This is a genomic window from Crenothrix polyspora (assembly GCF_900163755.1).
Classification (GTDB): Bacteria; Pseudomonadota; Gammaproteobacteria; order Methylococcales; family Methylomonadaceae; genus Crenothrix; species Crenothrix polyspora.
Genome location: NZ_FUKI01000170.1, coordinates 67,386 through 86,174, shown reverse-complemented (window position 1 = coordinate 86,174; position 18,789 = coordinate 67,386). Strand labels below are relative to the sequence as shown.

Sequence of the window (18,789 nt, the reverse complement as noted above, 5' to 3'; positions counted from 1 at the left end):
CTTGGAAATCGGTATGTTAAATTATATGCAAATTCTGGGTAGGGGGGTGCGGAATGTCGGCTCTAAATATAAAGCGCATCTATTTACAGGTAATCAATACAGATTGAAAACACGGTATCAAGGCAAATAAACACCCCAGCGCATACCTTTTAAAGTTTCGCTTTCACCGCCTTCTAACTTGCCGCCTAACAAACCAATCAACTCAGCAACCACCGATACACCAATACCATGACCGTGAATATTCTCATCGGCGCGAACACCGCGTTTTAAAATATCATTAAACTTACCGACCGGAATACCAGGCCCATCATCTTCAATCTGTAACATAACAGAAAAATTACGCCTGGCCTTACGTTGATCCAACAAAATACTTACCTTAACAGCGCTGTCGCACCATTTGCAGGCATTGTCCATAAGATTGCCGACAATTTCGTAAACATCACCTTCTTCGCAATAAATTTGACATTGCTCTGGAATAACTAAATCAAAAACAATACCTCTGTCAATATACACCTTGGTTAACGACTGGTGTATTTTTCTAATAATCTCTGACAAATCCACCGATTTAATTGCATTTTGCTCACCTTTGGCCGCCGCACGTTGCAATTGGTATTCAATAATTTTATTCATGCGCAAAATTTGCTCTTGCACCGTGTCTTTATTATCGCTGAACGATTCGGTACAGCCTTGTAAAATGGCGAGCGGCGTTTTTAAACTGTGCGCTAAATCAGCCAACGTATTGCGATAACGCTCCAAATGCGCACGTTCATGGTTAATAAACACATTCAGATTACCGACCAAACCTTGCAATTCTGTCGGGTACTGACCATCAAGATGTGTTTTTTCCCCCTGCTCAACCGCATCAAGATCTTTAGCAATCGTTCGCAACGGTTTTAAACTCCAGCGTAACAGCGCAAACTGTATAAACACCAATACCAACAATCTGGCTAATAACCAAAATCTCAGCGTTTCGCCGTAATGTTGCACCTGGTCGTTTACAAATTGGGTATCTTCCGCCACAGTAAACACATATTCTCGTTTAATACCGGCAATATTTTTCCAGATCACATCATAATGCAACGCATAGCGTTTTTTATTTTCCAGCAAAAACGCCCATTGATTAACTTTTAGATTGGGCGTGTTGATTTCCACCCCATTAGCCACCGAAGGTGAACTCCACAACTGTTTTTTTTCGGGTTTTTGTTGATAAATAAATGCGTAAAGTCCAGATCCTGGATTAATAAAGCGTGGATCTTGCAGGTTAGGCGATTTTTTGACATGGCCAGAATTATCAAAATCAACCGACGATAATAAAGCATAAATATGGGTTTGCAGTCGCTCTTGTAAGGCTTGTTCTGCATTTTCTCGAAAACTCTGTTCTAAAATCAATGTCACTAAAGTGTAAAACACAATCAACACCAATGCTTCCGATACGATAAGCCGAAAACTTAATGATCTAGCGGCCATGACAAATCACCTGTTTTACATAAGAAAAATTCATTGCCATTACATACACTGACATTCAGTTAAAAAATAGCTCTCACCTGCTGGCAATAACTATCTACGTTTTAAAAGCCTCGTAGGTTTTTACACAACACCCAACAAAATAAAGTTGACTGATATTACGCTCACCCCCCGTCACTGGGAATTTTATAACCACGACCACGTAAGGTTTCAATCGGTTTTCGAGTGCCATCAGGGTCAAGTTTTTTTCTTAAGCGACCAATAAAAACCTCAATAACATTGCTGTCGCGATCAAATTCTTCATCGTAAATGTGCGCCGTTAGCACAGCCTTGGAAATCAGTTCACCTTTATGAAACATAAGATACTCCAGCACTTTATACTCAAAGGCGGTGAGCTCTAATTTAATACCCGACACTAAAACCTCTTGCGTCATGGTGTCTAAGGTAAAATTATCATGGCTTAACACAGGATGCGAAAGCCCTACCGAGCGCCGCAATAACGCATTGAGACGCGCTAATAATTCTTCGTAGTGAAAAGGCTTAACCAAATAATCATCAGCGCCCGCCTCAAGACCCTCAACTTTTTCTTGCCAGCGGCTTCTGGCGGTTAAAATAAGAATAGGTGCTGTTATTTTGGCCTTGCGTAAGCGCTTAATCAATTCAATACCCGAAAAGTCCGGCAGGCCAATATCAATCACCGCCGCATCAATGGGGTATTCGGTGCCCATAAAATAACCGTCTTTACCATTGTGAGCCACATCAACAGCAAAGCCTTTATCATTTAAATATTTATCCAGTTGCTTAGCAAGGATAACCTCATCTTCAACGATAAGAATACGCATAAGAACTCCGAAGTTATACCGACAATTAACTGATTATTACGCCGGTTGCCGCATCAATTTTATAAAACGTAATCCAGCCATTAGTGTCTAATACTTTGATAATATGCACTTCTTTACTGTCAATGGTTTCCGTTGCAGCACCTAATACGGTATTTTTAGTGAGACTAAAAACCTGTCGGGTGGCTTGGTCTAAACTCACCCGTGTTGATATAGCAGTATTTTGCTCAGCCAAACACAGTGCTGCTGTCAAAAAAAATAACCCAACGATTTTAATCGCGCTTTTCATCATCCTGCCCCGTTAAATGTAATGTCCTGCTTGTCAACGGCACGCCATTAAACCAAACCCGGCTTTAGCTGTATCATCAAAATAAACAGGTACAACATAGCATAAAACAAACAGTCTGAATCCAGGCTGAATCCTTAGCGCAAGCTAACACCCTTTGTAAAACTACCCAGCGCCTGCCCAAAAGACGCGCCCAACTTACCCGCCAAGCGATCAATTAAGCGACTGTGCTCGGTAAAATCAACCAACTTTTCAGCACCCATATTCTTGGCAACAGAATCTTGCGTACCCACCGCGTCGGCAATACCCGATTTAATACTTTCTTCGCCAGTCCAAACCAAGCCAGAAAAAGTATCTGGGGTTATTTTAATGCGATCACCACGGCCACTTTTAACAGCCGCAATAAACTGTTGATGTACTTGGTCAATTAAGCCTTGCATAAACTGTTTTTCATCGGGTTTAGATGCGGAAAACGGATCGAGCATAGCTTTATGCGCCCCCGCAGTAATCAAACGCCGCTCAACGCCTACTTTTTGCATAATATCTACAAAACCAAAGCCGTCCATAATGACACCGATAGAGCCTACCAAACTGGATGGATTGACATAAATTTTATCGGCTGCCGAGGCAATAAAATAACAGCCAGAGGCACAAATATCACTGACCACAGCCACAATAGGTAAATCAGGGTGTTGTTTTTTAATAGCTTTAATTTCGTCATGCACATAAGACGACTGCACCGGACTGCCTCCAGGTGAGTTAGCATGCAAGATAATGCCTTTGGTGTGTTTATCTTTAACAGCATCACGCAGACTGTGAATAATACTGTCAGCATTGGCGGCTTGATCTTCGGCAATCACCCCAACCACATCAACTACAGCGGTATGATTACCATCGCCACTGACATCACCTTTAATTTTAGGGTACATCACCACCGTAAATACCCCTAACAAGTATAAAAATGTCAGTGATTTAAAAAAAATCCCCCAACGCCGTGAACGTCGTTGTTCATTAATTGCAGCAAAAGCCAACTTTTCAACAATATCACGTTCCCAACCTGGCTTTGCGGTATTGCCCGCGTTAATTTGATTTTCTTGTGGATTATCCATGCGCTCAAACCTAAATAAAATTCAGTAATTCCGTAGGCCGCATTAAACAGGCCAACGGATGATATTGTTGTAAAAAATCTTCGGTATGTGAGCCGCACAATACCGCGATAGAAGCAATCTGGGCATTTTGTGCCATGTGTAAATCGTGTACAGAGTCTCCGACCATTAACGTACGTTGCTGAGCTACCTTAGTATGCTGCATAATCTCATGGAGCATTTTAGGATCAGGCTTAGAGGCGGTTTCATCTGCACAGCGCGTTATGCAAAATAAATCACCGGTATCCGTTGCAGTTAATACTTTGTCTAATCCCGCTCTGGTTTTACCGGTCGCCACCGCCAGTTGATATCCAGATTGCTTAAGCGCTAGCAACATGTCATACACACCGGTAAAAAAATCAACACGACTGAGCTGTTTAGAAAAATATTCCTGATTGTAGCATGCCACCAGTTTATCCAAGGTGGCACCATCAGCGTCAGGAAACAACGTTAACAACGCATTATGTATACTCAAACCAATGACATTTTTAGCATCTTGTAGCTCAGGCACAGCAAAACCATGCACGCGACCTGCTTTTTGTAAACAATGGGCAATCCAGTCGATGGAATTAATCAGCGTACCGTCCCAATCAAAAATGATCAGATCAAAGCGTTTGTTCATGCTGTAGCAAGTTTTGTAATTGTTGCGGCAAAGGCGCAGAAATAGTCATCATTACGCCGGTCGTAGGGTGCTGAAATTTTAAGGTTTCAGCATGCAAGAACATACGATTATAGCCTCTTTTTTTAAAGTTTTTATTGGTGTCGTCCAGTCCATAACGGTCATCACCAACAATAGGATGCCCTAAAGAGGCAGCATGTACCCGTATTTGATGCGTACGTCCGGTTTTCGGTGAGGCTTCTACTAAGGTGGCATCGTTAAATAACTGTAAGCGTTTAAACGATGTTTCGGCTTCTTTACCGGCTTGGCTGATTACCACAATACGCTCGCCGCCCTTATTGATGTTTTTAAGCAACGGCGCAGTAACCACCAGTTTTTTACGTGCCCATTGTCCAGACAGCAGTGCCAGATAGGTTTTTTGCACTTGATCGGTGCGAAACAGCTCATGCAAGCTACGTAATGCACTGCGTTTTTTGGCAATTAATAAGCAGCCTGACGTGTCCCGATCGAGGCGATGCACCAGTTCTAAAAAGTGCGCTTCCGGACGCATGACGCGAATACCTTCTATAATACCTGAGTCAATGCCCGTACCACCGTGTACTGCATAGCCTGCCGGTTTATTTAATACAATCAGCCCGTCATCTTCATACAAAATACCTTGTTGCAAGGCATCACGTAAACTTTGCTTTACAAAAACAATATCCGTGCTTTCCGCCAGGCGTATCGGCGGAATACGCACAATATCACCCACAACAAGCCTGTATTTAACATCGACACGACCTTTATTAACCCGCACTTCACCTTTACGGACAATGCGGTAAATATGGCTTTTAGGTACGCCTTTCAATTGGGAGATTAAAAAGTTATCTAAGCGTTGATCACTATTATTATCAGTGACTTCTACCAGTTTAACCTGTGATTTAGTAGTTTGGTTATCTTCATTCATAGTGCAAATAATATCAGCATCTGCTGAGAATTGATTGTTTAAATTGATGTTAGACGATAAGGTTGTTATATTAGCAACGCCTACAAAAACACATTAGGCTCTACGCTTTGACTTATATGGTCTGCGTATTGAGCCACACACTAAAGCCCCGATATGCTGGTTAGCACATTAGGACAGGTGTACGATTTTCGGGTTAGCGTTCGACCCATGACGAACGAGATACAAATCCTGTTCAAGACAGTATTTACCAGCAAGACTGACAAAAAGAATATTTATTTGCTTAGCGCAGCTTTGGCTAAACTTAATCTGTGTCAACGCACAGTGTTAGTGCCCAAATGGCGGTCATTAGTACCGTAAAAACCTAAGTTGATTGTGTTATTGGCCATACACGGCTTTACTGTGTTGCATTATAAAAATGATAATGTGCCAAAACCAGTCCGCATCAGTAAATCTGATCAAGGAGCAGGAAAACATAAGGATAAAATATGAAAAGAATGCTCATCAATGCTACGCAGGCAGAAGAACTGCGGGTTGCTTTGGTCGATGGTCAAAAATTATATGATTTTGACATTGAAATACCATCAAAAGAACAAAAAAAATCCAATATTTATAAAGGCATTATCACCCGCGTAGAACCCAGCCTAGAAGCAGCATTTATTAATTACGGCGCTGATAAACACGGTTTTTTGCCCTTCAAAGAAATATCACCCGCGTTTAGACACCCGCAAGACAATGCTGAAAACGATGGTCGCCGCCTCGGTATTAAAGATCTTATCAAAGAAGGCCAGGAAATTGTTGTTCAGATTGAAAAAGAAGAACGTGGCAACAAAGGCGCGGCGCTAACGACTTATATTAGTTTGGCCGGTACGTATTTGGTACTAATGCCTAATAATCCCAAAGCCGGTGGCATTTCCAGACGCATAGAAGGCGAAACCCGCGACGACTTGCGCGAAGTCATGACCAATCTGGATATCCCTGAAAACATGGGGTTAATCGTCAGAACCGCAGGTTGCGGCAAAAGCGCTGAAGAATTGCAATGGGATTTAAATTACTTAGTACAACTGTGGGAAGCTATAGAACGCTCCTGCAATGATCAAGTCGCACCATTCCTGGTGTTTCAAGAAAGTAACGTCATCATCCGTGCCTTGCGCGATCATTTGCGTGGCAATATCGACGAAATCCTCATTGATAACGAAGATGCCTTTGGTTTGGTGCAAAACTTCTTAAAACAAGTGATGCCGCATTTTTTGCCCAAGGCCAAGCTCTATCAAGACGTTGTGCCGTTATTTAATCGTTATCAGATTGAATCACAGATTGAAATCGCTTATGGCCGCGAGGTATCGCTGCCCTCCGGTGGCTCTATCGTTATTGACCACACCGAAGCCTTAACCTCTATTGATATTAACTCAGCGCGTGCCACCAAAGGCAACGACATTGAAGAAACCGCACTCAATACCAATCTTGAAGCCGCCGAAGAAATCGCCAGACAACTGCGGCTGCGCGATTTAGGTGGTCTGTTTGTTATCGATTTTATTGACATGATGTCTAACAAAAATCAACGCAGCGTTGAAAACCATCTACGCGATGCGCTCAAAATTGACCGTGCGCGTGTACAAACCAGCCGTATTTCACGTTTTGGTTTGCTGGAAATGTCCAGACAACGCATGCGGCCATCGTTAGGAGATGCCACACAACTACCATGCCCACGCTGTAAAGGTCAGGGCACTATCCGTAACGTGGAGTCAGTTGGACTTTCTGTGTTGCGTATTATTGAAGAAGAAGCAATGAAAAAAGGCACGGAAAAAGTCATCGTGCATTTGCCGATTGAATGCGCCACCTTTTTACTTAACGAAAAACGCAGTGTTATTGATCAAATTGAAACGCGCCTAAAAGTAGGTATCGTCATCTTACCGAGTAAGCATCTGGAAACACCGGCTTATGACATTGAGCGTATTAAAGAAAAAGAAGGTGGCACAGACAGAGCTAGCTACCTGCAATTAAAAGCCGAAGAAATCACTATTCCTGATTTTGCCCAGCAGATAAAACCGCGTATTGAAAAAGCCGTAATCAAAGAATTTTTACATGATTCGCCTGCACCTGCACCTGTGCAGCATAAAAATGAATCCGCCAGTTTGATTAAACGCTTTTGGAATAAATTAATCGGCGAGCCTACCAGTAAAGAACCAACAATTGACGAAGCATCTACCGATGTTATTAGCGACAATACTGGCGCTAATAACCCTAACCCGAATACAGTCGGACAATCTGACAGAAACCGTAATAATCGCCGCAATCAAAAAAATAAGCGGCAAAATAATGAGCGTAAAGATCGTCCTGTTAATGGCGCTGCAACAACACAAACCGAGCCTGACAAGATCATGGAAAATCGCCCACCTAAACAGCCGCGTGAACTGGGTAGGAACGTGCGCCGTAACTTGCCGTCTGTGTCGCCCGAAAGCACGGAAAATACCTCAGTAACAATGCCAGTAGAGTTTATCAGTACGCTACCCATAACCCATGACGACGTTGAACCCGTTATAAACCTTACTTCAGAGGATACAGTAACCGATCAGCCAACCACAAAACACGCGAATAATAAAAATAACGCGAGAAGGGGGCCTAATCGCAGACGGCCACGCAATCCAAATTACAGAAAAAGCGAGACCAGCAATACGGTAACTGATGGCACTACTTCTGAGAACACGGCGGATGTGGTGACGGTAAGTCAACCAGCATCGTCTAATGCTTATGCGGCTAATTTTGCTGAAAGAATCGCTAAAACCGAAGCTATGGAAGCACCAAAAATATACACACCGCCGCCTGTTGCAGCAATAGCGGATTCTTCGCCTGTAATACATCAAAATACGCCGCATAATTCCGAAACAGAATCATAAAACAGCGACTAACTTAAGCTTGAACAAAATGCAGCTTGGGTTGAACGCTTTTTTAAACCCAGCATGACCAACGCGTTGGTCATGCTGGGTTGCCTAACAGCAGGCAACGTTACATTTTAACAGCTGCATTTCAATGACCACGCTTTGCACAGCATAAGTATCTTTAAACGCCGTGCGTTTAGTACAGATCAATAATCGTTAAATCGATCTGTGTTCACTCTCATATTTTAGCAGCGTGTTTAAAAAATCAATCAATATCGGTTTACTGCGTTCGCTACCAAGCATCTTTTAAAGGCTACCCACTTAAGGCGGGACAGTTTTAGCTTAAGCCGTTCGTGGTGAGCTTGTCGAACCATGAATAACAGCCTTCGACAAGCTCAGGCCGAACGGTAGTTGTAATTTATTGTCCCGTCTTAAGTGGATAGCCCTTTTAAAAAGCGAAATCCGTTTTTACATCTAAAAAGCACATAGTGAAAAACGCCTATGTTGATAATGAAAGCTTAAAATTATTTCGCGTAAAAAATATAATCCGCCGTATAAGCTGCCGCTTTCTCACTGCCTAAATGATTATTATCACACGGTGACGTTGGCTCTAAACCACCTTGCGTATTAATCCGATTAATATAAGATACGGCAGAAAATACCCCCTCGCCTTTATGATCAACCACTTCTATCAATAGCCACGGCATGGCTTTATGGCGTGGCTCATCGGTTTTTTGGCTGATTTTACCGGTAACACGACTGCCATCCTTGTACTGCCAAGTAGGGCCTTTGCTGTGCGTACCTACTTGCTGTCCCTGCTCATCCATCAATACCGCTTTAGGAGAAACAATCCATTTATACGCCGTCTCTTTCAATACACATTGATAGATTTGCTCACCTGTAGCATGTAGCGTGACTAATTTAACATTTCCCGCTGGCACTTGAATAATACTAGGAATCGTCGTTTCAACGGCCATAGCACCGTGACACACCAACTCCATTAATAAAACACAGTACAGCTTATTATTTACCACGGCATCACCTCGCCATCATAACGCAAAAAATCACCGGACTTCTCTAATGAGAAATTCGCCATCACCTGCCGCATACCAGCAATACTATCAACCGGACGCAACGGCGCATTACTGCCACCCATATCGGTCTTCACCCAGCCAGGATGGAAAATAAGTACACCTATACCGTCTTTTTTCAAATCAATCGCCAGACTCTTCATAGCAGCGTTAACGGCTGCTTTACTGGAACGGTACAAAATACTACCGCCACTGCCATTATCTGCAATACTGCCCATTAAACTACTGATCGTCGCAATTAGCTTTTGCTCGCTGCGCTGCACCTGCGCTAAAAATGCTTCAGCCATTTTAACCGGCGCTTGGGCATTAATCACCAAGGTATCCCGCCATATTTGATAATCCAAATGACCAAAACGATGTTCGCTATCATCACCAAAAACACCGGCGTTATTAATCAACACATCAATAGTGAGTGATGACAACTTGCGAGACAGTGCATCAATTTGAGAAAAATCGGTAACATCCAGTGTCTCCAACTGAATATCGGGGTATTGGTCGGCTAATTGCTGTAACGCGGTCGCGGTGGATACATCACGGCAACACGCCACCACCTGCCAGCCGTCCTCCGCATACTGCTGACAAAACTCCAAACCCAAACCCCGATTTGCACCGGTAATCAATACAGTAGACATAGCCCATCTCCTATAATAACCCCCAGTACCTGACGGCACTGAAGGTATTCATCATGACAAATTAAGCAGCAAAATTCTTAGCAGCAAAATCCCAGTTTACTAGTGCCCAAAATGCTTCTAAGTACGCAGGACGTGCATTACGGAAATCAATGTAATACGCGTGTTCCCAGACATCACAAGTCAACAACGGTGTTTGACCTGTGGTTAATGGACAACCGGCATTACTGGTGCTGACCAATGCCAAGCTACCATCCGCATTTTTCACCAACCAACCCCAGCCTGCACCAAACGTCGTTACTGAACACTTGGTAAATTCTTCTTTAAATTTTGCAAACGAACCGAAAGCTGCATTAATAGCATCGGCCAATGCGCCTGTAGGTTCGCCGCCACCGTTAGGTGACAAGCAGTTCCAGTAAAACGTATGGTTCCAAATTTGCGCCGCATTATTAAAGATACCGCCTGAAGATTTAGCGATAATTTCTTCTAATGACAAGCCTTCAAATTCAGTACCTGGCACCAAGTTATTCAGGTTAGTCACATAGGTTTGGTGATGCTTACCGTGGTGAAAATCCAAGGTTTCTTCTGAAATATGAGGCGCTAAACTGTTTTTAGCATAAGGCAAAGCAGGTAATTCGAAAGCCATTGATGATTATCCTAAATAAAAAAAGTTAAAAAATATCACTAAGCACAGTATAAAAAACCCTGTAACACTTAGTAACCGACTACTGTATCATTTAGCAGCCACTAGATAAAGCACGCGTACGCTACCAATTACGTGTGCCAGTTGCAGTATAATTGGTGTTTATTTCACCTTGATTAATCATACTCATGACCTGTAAAACAAATTCAACACTGCCAGTAGACGTAGAAGCCGGTGTACGTTACTCCTGGTGCAGCTGCGGCTTTAGCCAAACCATGCCATTATGCGATCACGCACACCGACAATTTTCTGAAAAAAAATCGGTAAAATTTATTGCCGAAAACACCGAAACCTTACACTTATGCGGCTGTTCAGAAACCGCCACGCCGCCGTATTGTGATAATCATAACCAATGTAAAAACGCGTAATATGGCTATCGAAATCGAGCACAAATTTTTACTAACCAATGACGCTTGGCGTGTACTGGCCAGCAGCAGCGTTATTTATAAACAAGGCTATTTAAGCTCGCAAGCTACCAGTTCTATCCGCGTTAGAATCAGTGCTGAAAAAGCCTGGCTAAATATCAAAAGTGCCACCATCGGTACGCAACGCCAGGAATACGAATACGAAATCCCCTTAGCGGATGCTAATGAGATACTCCTTAGCTTATGCGCAAAGCCAATCATCGAAAAAACCCGCTATTTCGTTAACAACAATGGCAATATCTGGGAGATTGATGAATTTTATGGTGATAATCAGGGACTGATTGTGGCAGAAATAGAGTTACCCTGTGTTGATACTGTATTTCAAAAACCACACTGGATAGGCGAAGAAGTCACCCACGATAAGCGCTATTATAATAACAATTTAGCCACTCACCCTTACTCGCAATGGCCTGCAAACTAATTTTTTAAAGTTATTGCAAAGCCATAGATTTTAATTTATAGTCTTTGTATGAAAAAAACAACGTTTGTTGCATTATTGATACTTTCCACTTCATGCTTTGCTAGCGACTTAAAAACAGCGCTAACTAGTATAGAATCCCAGTGGGCAACGATTTATTACCAAACCCCAAAGCCACAACAAGGCTCAGCCTATCAACAGCTATTAACGCAAGCCGATAACTTAGCAGAAAAATTCCCTAAAGCTGCCGAACCACTGTTCTGGCAAGCGGTGATTAAAGCCACTTATGCAGATCAACAAGATGGCTTATCAGCGCTGCAAGCAGTTAATGAAGCGCGTGACTTATTAACCAAAGCCATCGCTATTGATCCAAAAACAATGGATGGCTCAGCTTACGTCACCTTAGGAACTTTGTATTATATGGTTCCTGGTTGGCCTATAGCTTTTGGTGATAGCAAGGAGGCACGAAAAATGTTTCAAGCGGCATTAAAAATCAATCCTGATGGTATAGACGTTAACTATTTTTACGGCGAGTTTTTAGCATCAGTCAATAATTTAAAAGACGCGCAAAAACACTTCGAAATAGCCAGCAAAGCACCCACACGCAGCGAACAAGGCTTCGCAGACAATCAATTAAAACAAGAAGCCGCTTTGGCATTAAAAAACATTAATAATCGTAAAATAAGCCACATTAAAAAGATATTTTTATCGCTGCTAAATCCAGATAAAACCAAATAGCTTGCTGAATAATTTTATATTTTTCACCCAGAACACAGTATAAAATACCTTGTAAAATGTCTAACACACCCGTCGTTAACTATAAACATCAACAAACACAGCATAACGCTGTAATCCCGACACTTCAAAACCAAGCTTTTATCACAGCCTAACTTAGCTGACTATCAATACGTTAAGCCAAGGTTTTATCATGGCGAGCTTTCTGCTAAAATGCGCCTCCAAGTATAAAAATAATTTTCCCTACAACTTTTCCTGGTAAAAATTATGACTTTTGTAGTCACAGAAAACTGTATCAAATGTAAATTTACTGATTGCGTAGATGTCTGCCCAGTAGATTGTTTTCATGAAGGGCCTAATTTTTTGGTTATTAATCCAGATGAGTGCATTGATTGCACCTTATGCGAACCCGAATGCCCAGCAAATGCTATTTTTTCCGAGGACGAAGTGCCTGACGATCAAACGCAATTTATCGCATTAAACGCCGAATTAGCCAAGTTGTGGCCTATTATTACTGAAGTTAAAGCACCGGTTGATGATGCCGATGATTGGAATGGTAAACCAGGGAAAATAGAATTTTTACAAAAATAAAAGTCTGCCTCTTATTTTTGTTAATGTATCAACACGCCAACGTGTAACACTGCTTATCGGTTAAAATGAATTGAAAAACACAAACTGACACCCATAAAAAAAGCCGGTATAAACCGGCTTTTTTTATTATCTTCTTATGACTGTATTACTCTGGTCTATCAACCAATTCAACATAAGCCATAGGTGCATCATCACCGGTTCTAAAACCGCATTTCATGATACGTAAATAACCGCCCGCTCTGTCTTTATAACGTGGACCTAATTCATTAAACAACTTAGTCACTGCGTCACGATCATGCAGCTTGGCAAACGCCATACGTCTTTTAGCAACACTGTCAATTTTTGACATGGTAATCAAAGGTTCAGCATAGCTTCTTAATTCTTTCGCTTTCGGCAAAGTTGTTCTGATCAACTCATGCTTAAATAACGAAGTAACCATATTACTGAACAGCGCCTTACGGTGGCTGCTGTTCATGTTAAATTTTCTACCAGATTTACGATGTCTCATTATGGAACAGCCTAATGTCAGTGTGTAATTGTGTGATTTTGATCTGCAAGATTATCAGGCGGCCAGTTTTCCAAACGCATACCCAATGACAATCCTTTTAAAGCGAGAATATCTTTAATCTCTGTCAACGATTTCTTGCCCAGATTCGGTGTTTTCAATAATTCAACTTCGGTACGTTGAATTAAATCTCCGATATAGAAAATATTTTCCGCTTTCAAACAGTTGGCCGATCTCACAGTCAATTCAAGATCATCAACAGGCCTTAACAAGACCGGTTCAAACGGCTCCGCTTCTACACCGACTTCTGGCGCAGGCTGCATATCAACTTTTTCGAAATCAACGAAAACAGATAGCTGCTCGTGTAAAATCGTTGCCGCCAGTTTAATGGTCTGCTCTGGATCAACTGTACCGTTAGTTTCAAGCTCAATAATCAATTTATCTAAATTAGTACGTTGCTCAACGCGTGTACTTTCAACTTGATAAGCGACTTTAACGATAGGGCTATAAGCCGCATCTAACTGCAACGCACCTACAACGCTACTTTGCTCTGAACTTGCTTTACGCGTACTAACTGGCTCATAGCCTCTGCCACGACGAACGCGTATTTTCATATTCAATACACCAGCTTGCGTTAAATTAGCAATCACCAAATCGGGATTAATAATGTCAACGTCATGCGGTAAACTGATGTCGCCCGCAGTAACACTGCCTGCACCATTTTTAGATAATGTCAGCTCAACTTCGTCTCGGCTGTGAAGAATAACTGCCAATTTTTTGAGATTTAACAAAATATCAACAACATCTTCCTGTACACCTTCTATCGTGGTGTATTCGTGGAGAACGCCTTCAATTTCAACATCGGTTACTGCACAACCTGGAATGGTCGACAATAACACGCGTCTCAAAGCATTTCCTAAGGAATGCCCGAAACCGCGCTCAAGAGGTTCTATCACAATTCTGGAATGATTAGGCGTTTTACTGACAACTTCAACTAATCGAGGCTTTAATAAGCCAGAAATAGAACTCTGCATTTATATTCCTCAAAACTACAAGATTACTTGGAGTATAGTTCCACAACCAACTGCTCATTAATATCGCTGCCCAGATCAACACGATCAGGCAAAGAACTGAACTTACCCGACATTGCTTTTGCATCGACTTCAACCCAAGCAGGGAAGCCATACTGATCAGCAACTGTCAAAGCATCAACAATTCTTTGTTGTTTTTTGGCTTTTTCTCTAATGGCAATAGCATCGCCAGGAGCAACTTGATAAGACGGTACATTGATTAATGAACCATTTACCTGAATTGATTTATGACTAACTAACTGACGTGCTTCAGCGCGTGTACACGCAAAACCCATACGATAAACTACGTTATCTAATCTGGACTCAAGAAGATTCAACAGATTTTCACCTGTTGCGCCTTTCTTCATATCAGCCGTTTTGTAATAGTTTCTAAATTGTTTTTCCAAAATACCGTAAATTCTACGCAGTCTTTGTTTTGCTCTTAACTGCATAGCATAATCAGAACTACGGGTACGTTTCGCACCGTGCTGACCTGGTCTTTGTTCTAACTTACATTTGTTTTCTAGGGATTTGCCTCTGCTTTTTAAAAACAGATCAGTCCCTTCTCTACGACTCAGCTTACAGGTGGGTCCAAGATATCTTGCCATGTGACTACTCCAAAATTTCTATACGCGGCGCTTTTTAGGTGGGCGACATCCATTGTGTGGAATAGGTGTCACATCTACAATGTTATTAATTTTGAATCCCAGATTGTTCAAAGAACGCACTGCTGACTCACGACCAGGGCCTGGACCTTTGATCATAACATCTAGATTTTTCATACCAAATTCCAAAGCAACCGTCCCCGCTTTCTCTGCGGCAACCTGCGCTGCAAAAGGAGTACTTTTACGCGAACCCCTAAAACCCGAACCACCTGACGTTGCCCAAGATAGAGCATTGCCTTTTCTGTCGGTGATAGTAATGATGGTGTTATTAAAAGACGCATGAACGTGAACGATACCGTCAGCCACCTCTTTTTTTACGCGCTTTCTAGCACGATTATTTGGACTTGCCATTACATTTATCTCTTAAGAAAACTTATTTTCTGATGGGTTTACGAGGGCCTTTACGGGTACGCGCATTGGTTCTGGTTCTTTGGCCTCGAAGCGGCAAGCCTCTGCGATGCCTGATGCCACGATAGCAACCGAGATCCATCAACCGTTTGATATTCATAGAGACTTCACGACGCAAATCACCTTCGACTGTCATTTTACCAATGACGGCACGAATGGTTTCTAATTGCTCTTCACTCAGCTCTTTTATTTTTACCGAAGGCTGAATTCCAACCTCTACACAAATCTCACTTGCAGTTTGACGACCAATACCATAAATAGCTGTCAAAGCAATGACGGCGTGTTTATGATCTGGTATATTTATCCCGGCAATACGCGCCATCTAGATACTCCCCCGAGCAATACTCTAAAGTTAAGCGTCCAATTATAGCATTGCAATAACTATGACGCAACAAATCCTAACCTTGTCGTTGTTTATGTCTGCCATCATCACAGATGACTCTAACAACGCCATGTCTTTTTACAATCTTACAATTTCTACAAATTTTTTTAACGGAAGCACGTACTTTCACAGCTATCTCCTGCACTTGTGCATTTTTATCTTAATTAACATTATTTTTTAAGATTTGCTTTTTTCATCAAACCTTCATATTTCTGAGACATCATGTGCGTTTGCATCTGAGAAATAAAATCCATTACCACGACAACAATAATCAGTAACGAGGTGCCACCAAAGTAAAAAGGCACATTCCAGTAAACTATTAAAAACTCTGGTAACAAACACACTAAGGTGATGTAAAAAGCACCAATCAGTGTCAGACGTGTCATGACTTTATCTATATAAGCACTGGTTTGCAAACCTGGCCGTATACCAGGCAAAAAAGCACCTGATTTTTTCAAATTCTCTGCTGTCTCTTTTGAATTAAACTGCACGGCAGTATAGAAAAAACAAAAGAAAATAATAGCAGCGGCATAAAAAATCACATACACCGGCTGACCTGGTGATAGCATGGTAGCAACATCTTGTAACCATCTAAAACCATCTGTATTACCAAACCAACCCGCAATCGTTGCCGGAAATAAAATGATACTGGATGCGAAAATGGGTGGTATAACACCTGCCATATTCAACTTCAAAGGCAAAAAACTACTCTGACCACCGTAAGTTTTACCACCTTGCTGTCTTTTTGGGTAATTAATCAGTATTCTACGCTGACCTCTTTCAACAAAAACCACTAATGCTGTCACAGAAAGCGATAACAAAAACAATAGCAAAATAAGTGCACCGTTCATTTCCCCGGTACGCGCTAAATCTAAAGTACTTCCTATCGCCTTAGGTAATCCAGAAACAATACCAGCAAAAATGATCATTGAGATACCGTTACCGATACCTCGCTCTGTCATCTGCTCGCCCAGCCACATCAAAAAGATAGTGCCTGTAACCAGTGTAATTGTGGTGATAGCAATAAATCCAACACCAGGATTCATGACGACAGAAAGCCCACCTGCAGACTGTGTCTGCAAAGCGAGAGAAATACCAATAGCTTGAAAAGTGGCTAGTAACACTGTGCCATATCGCGTATATTGCGATATTTTACGATTACCCGAAGCACCTTCTTTTTTCATTTGCTCCATAGCCGGTATCACTACCGTCATCAGTTGCATGATGATAGATGCCGATATATAGGGCATGATGCCTAAAGCAAAAATACTCAGTCGCTGCAAAGCACCGCCAGAGAACATATTAAACATGTCTAAAATAGAACCACTCTGCTCCTTAAACATCGCTGCAAGAGCGGTAGGATCTATTCCTGGAACAGGGATGTGCCCTCCTATCCTCAATACAATTAATCCCCCAAGAACAAAAAGCAACCTCGCTTTCAGCTCTGAGAGTCCATCGCCTTTTCCTGTCGCCTGTGTTCTCGGAGTACTCACTTTAAGCCTCTATTGTGCCGCCAGCAGCTTCAATAGATGCTTTAGCACCGATTGTTACTGAGATACCCTTAATGACAACCGCTTTATTTAATAAACCCGATTGAATAATTTTAGCTTTTTTAGTAAAGGCGGGCACGATATTAGCAGCAATTAACACTTTAAGATCGATCACTTCAGCGATCAGCGCATTCAACTCATGCAATCTGACTTCAGCAGAATATTTGCTCGATTGTGAAGTAAAACCTACTTTAGGCAAGCGGCGTTGTAAAGGCATCTGACCGCCTTCAAAACCGACTTTATGAAAACCACCTGAACGAGCTTTCTGGCCTTTGTGGCCGCGACCACACGTCTTACCCATTGTACAGCCTATGCCACGACCCACTCTTCTGGATTTCTTACGTGATCCTTCTGCCGCTTGGATAGTATTTAAATACATTTACACTTCCTCGACTTTTAGCATATATGCTATTTTATTTATCATACCCCGATTTTCCGGTGTATTAATAATTTGCACTGTTTGGTTAATTTTACGCAAGCCCAAACCTTTCAAACAGGCTTGGTGGCGAGGCAATCGTCCAAACTTGCTTTTTGTCATAGTAACATTTAATGTGGTACTGGCCATTTCAACTACCCAATGATCTGTTCAACGGTTAAGCCACGCTTAGCCGCAATTTGGTTGGCATTGTGCATACCGGTAAGTCCATTGATCGTTGCTCTCACAACGTTAATTGGATTGCTCGTACCAATACATTTAGCCAATACGTTATGTACACCGACCACTTCAAAAACCGCTCGCATCGCACCACCGGCAATAATGCCCGTACCTTCTGAAGCGGGCTGCATGTAAACCTTCGCAGCACCGGTGGTGTTCATAATAGAATACTGTAGCGTATCGCCTTTTAGAGACACTTTACGCATATTTTTGCGCGCTTGCTCCAAAGATTTTTGAATTGCTATCGGCACTTCGCGGGCTTTGCTAACACCGTAACCTACTCGCCCTTGGCCATCGCCAACAACGGTTAGTGCGGTAAAACCAAACACACGACCACCTTTAACTACTTTGGCAACGCGTCGTACGTTAACCAATTTTTCTTGCAAACCGTCGGTGCTACCTTGAGCAGGTGCTGTCGCCATTATTATCTCCTAAAATTTCAAACCAGCTTCACGAGCAGCATCTGCTAACGCTTTGACACGACCGTGATATTTAAATCCTGAGCGGTCAAATGCCACTTCGCTCACACCGGCTGAGATAGCATTCTTAGCAATCCACTTACCCACTTCAGTCGCAGCTTCTATGTTATTGGTGTTTTTTAAATTAGCGTTAATCTGTGTTTGTGTTGTTGAAGCACTGGCCAACGTCGTTGTACCATCACCACTGATCACTTGCGCATAAATATGTTGCGAAGTTTTATGAACCGACAAACGCACAGCATTCAAGCTTTTAATTTTACAACGCAGCTTCAACGCGCGTTTCATACGAGATTTTTTCTTATCCATTA

At 42.1% G+C, this 18,789-nt stretch carries 25 protein-coding genes; 5 read left to right on the top strand and 20 right to left on the bottom strand.

Annotated elements, in window-relative coordinates; genetic code table 11:
• Positions 1–117: 117 nt before the first annotated feature.
• From CRENPOLYSF2_RS17880 to rluC, 6 genes are all read right to left on the bottom strand, one after another.
• Entirely contained in the window at positions 118–1,467 is a 1,350-nt protein-coding gene (locus CRENPOLYSF2_RS17880) for an ATP-binding protein (RefSeq protein ID WP_087145310.1), read from the bottom strand.
• Positions 1,468–1,628: 161 nt separating this feature from the next.
• Entirely contained in the window at positions 1,629–2,306 is a 678-nt protein-coding gene (locus CRENPOLYSF2_RS17875; RefSeq protein WP_087145309.1) for a response regulator transcription factor, read from the bottom strand.
• A gap of 25 nt (positions 2,307–2,331) precedes the next feature.
• Entirely contained in the window at positions 2,332–2,595 is a 264-nt protein-coding gene (locus CRENPOLYSF2_RS17870) for a PepSY domain-containing protein (protein ID WP_140396897.1), read from the bottom strand.
• A gap of 131 nt (positions 2,596–2,726) precedes the next feature.
• Entirely contained in the window at positions 2,727–3,698 is a 972-nt protein-coding gene (gene sppA / locus CRENPOLYSF2_RS17865; protein ID WP_087145307.1) for a signal peptide peptidase SppA, read from the bottom strand.
• A 10-nt stretch (positions 3,699–3,708) separates the two neighbouring features.
• Complete coding sequence (locus CRENPOLYSF2_RS17860; protein ID WP_087145306.1) at positions 3,709–4,356, bottom strand: HAD family hydrolase; 648 nt, start codon at positions 4,354–4,356, stop codon at positions 3,709–3,711.
• Complete coding sequence (gene rluC / locus CRENPOLYSF2_RS17855; RefSeq protein ID WP_087145305.1) at positions 4,340–5,299, bottom strand: 23S rRNA pseudouridine(955/2504/2580) synthase RluC; 960 nt, start codon at positions 5,297–5,299, stop codon at positions 4,340–4,342. Before rluC ends, CRENPOLYSF2_RS17860 begins: the two co-directional genes overlap by 17 nt.
• A gap of 485 nt (positions 5,300–5,784) precedes the next feature.
• On the opposite strand from rluC, the gene CRENPOLYSF2_RS17850 reads away from it, so the two are divergent.
• On the top strand, positions 5,785–8,193 hold the full coding sequence (locus CRENPOLYSF2_RS17850; RefSeq protein WP_087145304.1) for an Rne/Rng family ribonuclease: 2,409 nt from the start codon (positions 5,785–5,787) through the stop codon (positions 8,191–8,193).
• 506 nt (positions 8,194–8,699) lie between these two features.
• Here CRENPOLYSF2_RS17850 and CRENPOLYSF2_RS17845 read toward each other — a convergent pair.
• From CRENPOLYSF2_RS17845 to sodB, 3 genes are all read right to left on the bottom strand, one after another.
• Complete coding sequence (locus tag CRENPOLYSF2_RS17845; protein WP_245808054.1) at positions 8,700–9,209, bottom strand: DUF3455 domain-containing protein; 510 nt, start codon at positions 9,207–9,209, stop codon at positions 8,700–8,702.
• A complete protein-coding gene (locus CRENPOLYSF2_RS17840) occupies positions 9,203–9,898 on the bottom strand; it encodes an SDR family oxidoreductase (protein WP_087145303.1) in 696 nt (231 codons plus the stop codon). Before CRENPOLYSF2_RS17840 ends, CRENPOLYSF2_RS17845 begins: the two co-directional genes overlap by 7 nt.
• A gap of 61 nt (positions 9,899–9,959) precedes the next feature.
• Positions 9,960–10,541, bottom strand: a complete 582-nt coding sequence (gene sodB, locus CRENPOLYSF2_RS17835; protein WP_087145302.1) for a superoxide dismutase [Fe] — start codon at positions 10,539–10,541, stop codon at positions 9,960–9,962.
• A gap of 185 nt (positions 10,542–10,726) precedes the next feature.
• Between sodB and CRENPOLYSF2_RS17830 the strand changes: the two genes are divergently transcribed.
• The 4 genes from CRENPOLYSF2_RS17830 (at position 10,727) to fdxA (ending at position 12,767) form a co-directional block, all read left to right on the top strand.
• A complete protein-coding gene (locus tag CRENPOLYSF2_RS17830) occupies positions 10,727–10,966 on the top strand; it encodes a CDGSH iron-sulfur domain-containing protein (RefSeq protein ID WP_087145301.1) in 240 nt (79 codons plus the stop codon).
• Between the two features lies 1 nt (position 10,967).
• Entirely contained in the window at positions 10,968–11,444 is a 477-nt protein-coding gene (locus tag CRENPOLYSF2_RS17825; RefSeq protein WP_087145300.1) for a CYTH domain-containing protein, read from the top strand.
• 48 nt (positions 11,445–11,492) lie between these two features.
• The gene (locus CRENPOLYSF2_RS17820) at positions 11,493–12,179 is read left to right on the top strand and encodes a tetratricopeptide repeat protein (protein ID WP_087145299.1); all 687 of its coding nucleotides are present in this window, start codon (positions 11,493–11,495) and stop codon (positions 12,177–12,179) included.
• Between the two features lie 264 nt (positions 12,180–12,443).
• On the top strand, positions 12,444–12,767 hold the full coding sequence (fdxA, locus tag CRENPOLYSF2_RS17815; protein ID WP_087145298.1) for a ferredoxin FdxA: 324 nt from the start codon (positions 12,444–12,446) through the stop codon (positions 12,765–12,767).
• 145 nt (positions 12,768–12,912) lie between these two features.
• Here fdxA and rplQ read toward each other — a convergent pair whose 3' ends face one another.
• The 11 genes from rplQ to rplR all read right to left on the bottom strand — a co-directional run bounded on the left by rplQ (position 12,913) and on the right by rplR (position 18,787).
• Complete coding sequence (gene rplQ, locus CRENPOLYSF2_RS17810) at positions 12,913–13,275, bottom strand: 50S ribosomal protein L17 (RefSeq protein ID WP_087145297.1); 363 nt, start codon at positions 13,273–13,275, stop codon at positions 12,913–12,915.
• A gap of 17 nt (positions 13,276–13,292) precedes the next feature.
• Complete coding sequence (locus CRENPOLYSF2_RS17805) at positions 13,293–14,306, bottom strand: DNA-directed RNA polymerase subunit alpha (protein ID WP_087145296.1); 1,014 nt, start codon at positions 14,304–14,306, stop codon at positions 13,293–13,295.
• A gap of 23 nt (positions 14,307–14,329) precedes the next feature.
• Positions 14,330–14,950 carry a 30S ribosomal protein S4 gene (gene rpsD, locus CRENPOLYSF2_RS17800; RefSeq protein WP_087145295.1) on the bottom strand — a complete coding sequence of 207 codons (621 nt, stop codon included), beginning with the start codon at positions 14,948–14,950 and terminating at the stop codon, positions 14,330–14,332.
• Between the two features lie 18 nt (positions 14,951–14,968).
• Positions 14,969–15,358 carry a 30S ribosomal protein S11 gene (gene rpsK, locus CRENPOLYSF2_RS17795; protein ID WP_087145294.1) on the bottom strand — a complete coding sequence of 130 codons (390 nt, stop codon included), beginning with the start codon at positions 15,356–15,358 and terminating at the stop codon, positions 14,969–14,971.
• A 22-nt stretch (positions 15,359–15,380) separates the two neighbouring features.
• Positions 15,381–15,737 (bottom strand): 30S ribosomal protein S13, encoded by a 357-nt coding sequence (gene rpsM / locus CRENPOLYSF2_RS17790; protein WP_087145293.1) that lies wholly within the window; start codon positions 15,735–15,737, stop codon positions 15,381–15,383.
• 76 nt (positions 15,738–15,813) lie between these two features.
• Positions 15,814–15,927 carry a 50S ribosomal protein L36 gene (gene rpmJ / locus CRENPOLYSF2_RS17785; protein ID WP_087145292.1) on the bottom strand — a complete coding sequence of 38 codons (114 nt, stop codon included), beginning with the start codon at positions 15,925–15,927 and terminating at the stop codon, positions 15,814–15,816.
• A 40-nt stretch (positions 15,928–15,967) separates the two neighbouring features.
• Positions 15,968–17,290, bottom strand: a complete 1,323-nt coding sequence (gene secY / locus CRENPOLYSF2_RS17780) for a preprotein translocase subunit SecY (protein ID WP_087145291.1) — start codon at positions 17,288–17,290, stop codon at positions 15,968–15,970.
• Between the two features lies 1 nt (position 17,291).
• Positions 17,292–17,726 (bottom strand): 50S ribosomal protein L15, encoded by a 435-nt coding sequence (gene rplO, locus CRENPOLYSF2_RS17775; protein ID WP_087145290.1) that lies wholly within the window; start codon positions 17,724–17,726, stop codon positions 17,292–17,294.
• A complete protein-coding gene (gene rpmD / locus CRENPOLYSF2_RS17770) occupies positions 17,727–17,912 on the bottom strand; it encodes a 50S ribosomal protein L30 (protein WP_087145289.1) in 186 nt (61 codons plus the stop codon).
• A 5-nt stretch (positions 17,913–17,917) separates the two neighbouring features.
• On the bottom strand, positions 17,918–18,424 hold the full coding sequence (rpsE, locus tag CRENPOLYSF2_RS17765) for a 30S ribosomal protein S5 (protein WP_087145288.1): 507 nt from the start codon (positions 18,422–18,424) through the stop codon (positions 17,918–17,920).
• A 9-nt stretch (positions 18,425–18,433) separates the two neighbouring features.
• Positions 18,434–18,787: a 50S ribosomal protein L18 gene (gene rplR, locus CRENPOLYSF2_RS17760; RefSeq protein WP_087145287.1), complete on the bottom strand. Its 354-nt coding sequence runs from the start codon at positions 18,785–18,787 to the stop codon at positions 18,434–18,436.
• Positions 18,788–18,789: the final 2 nt, after the last annotated feature.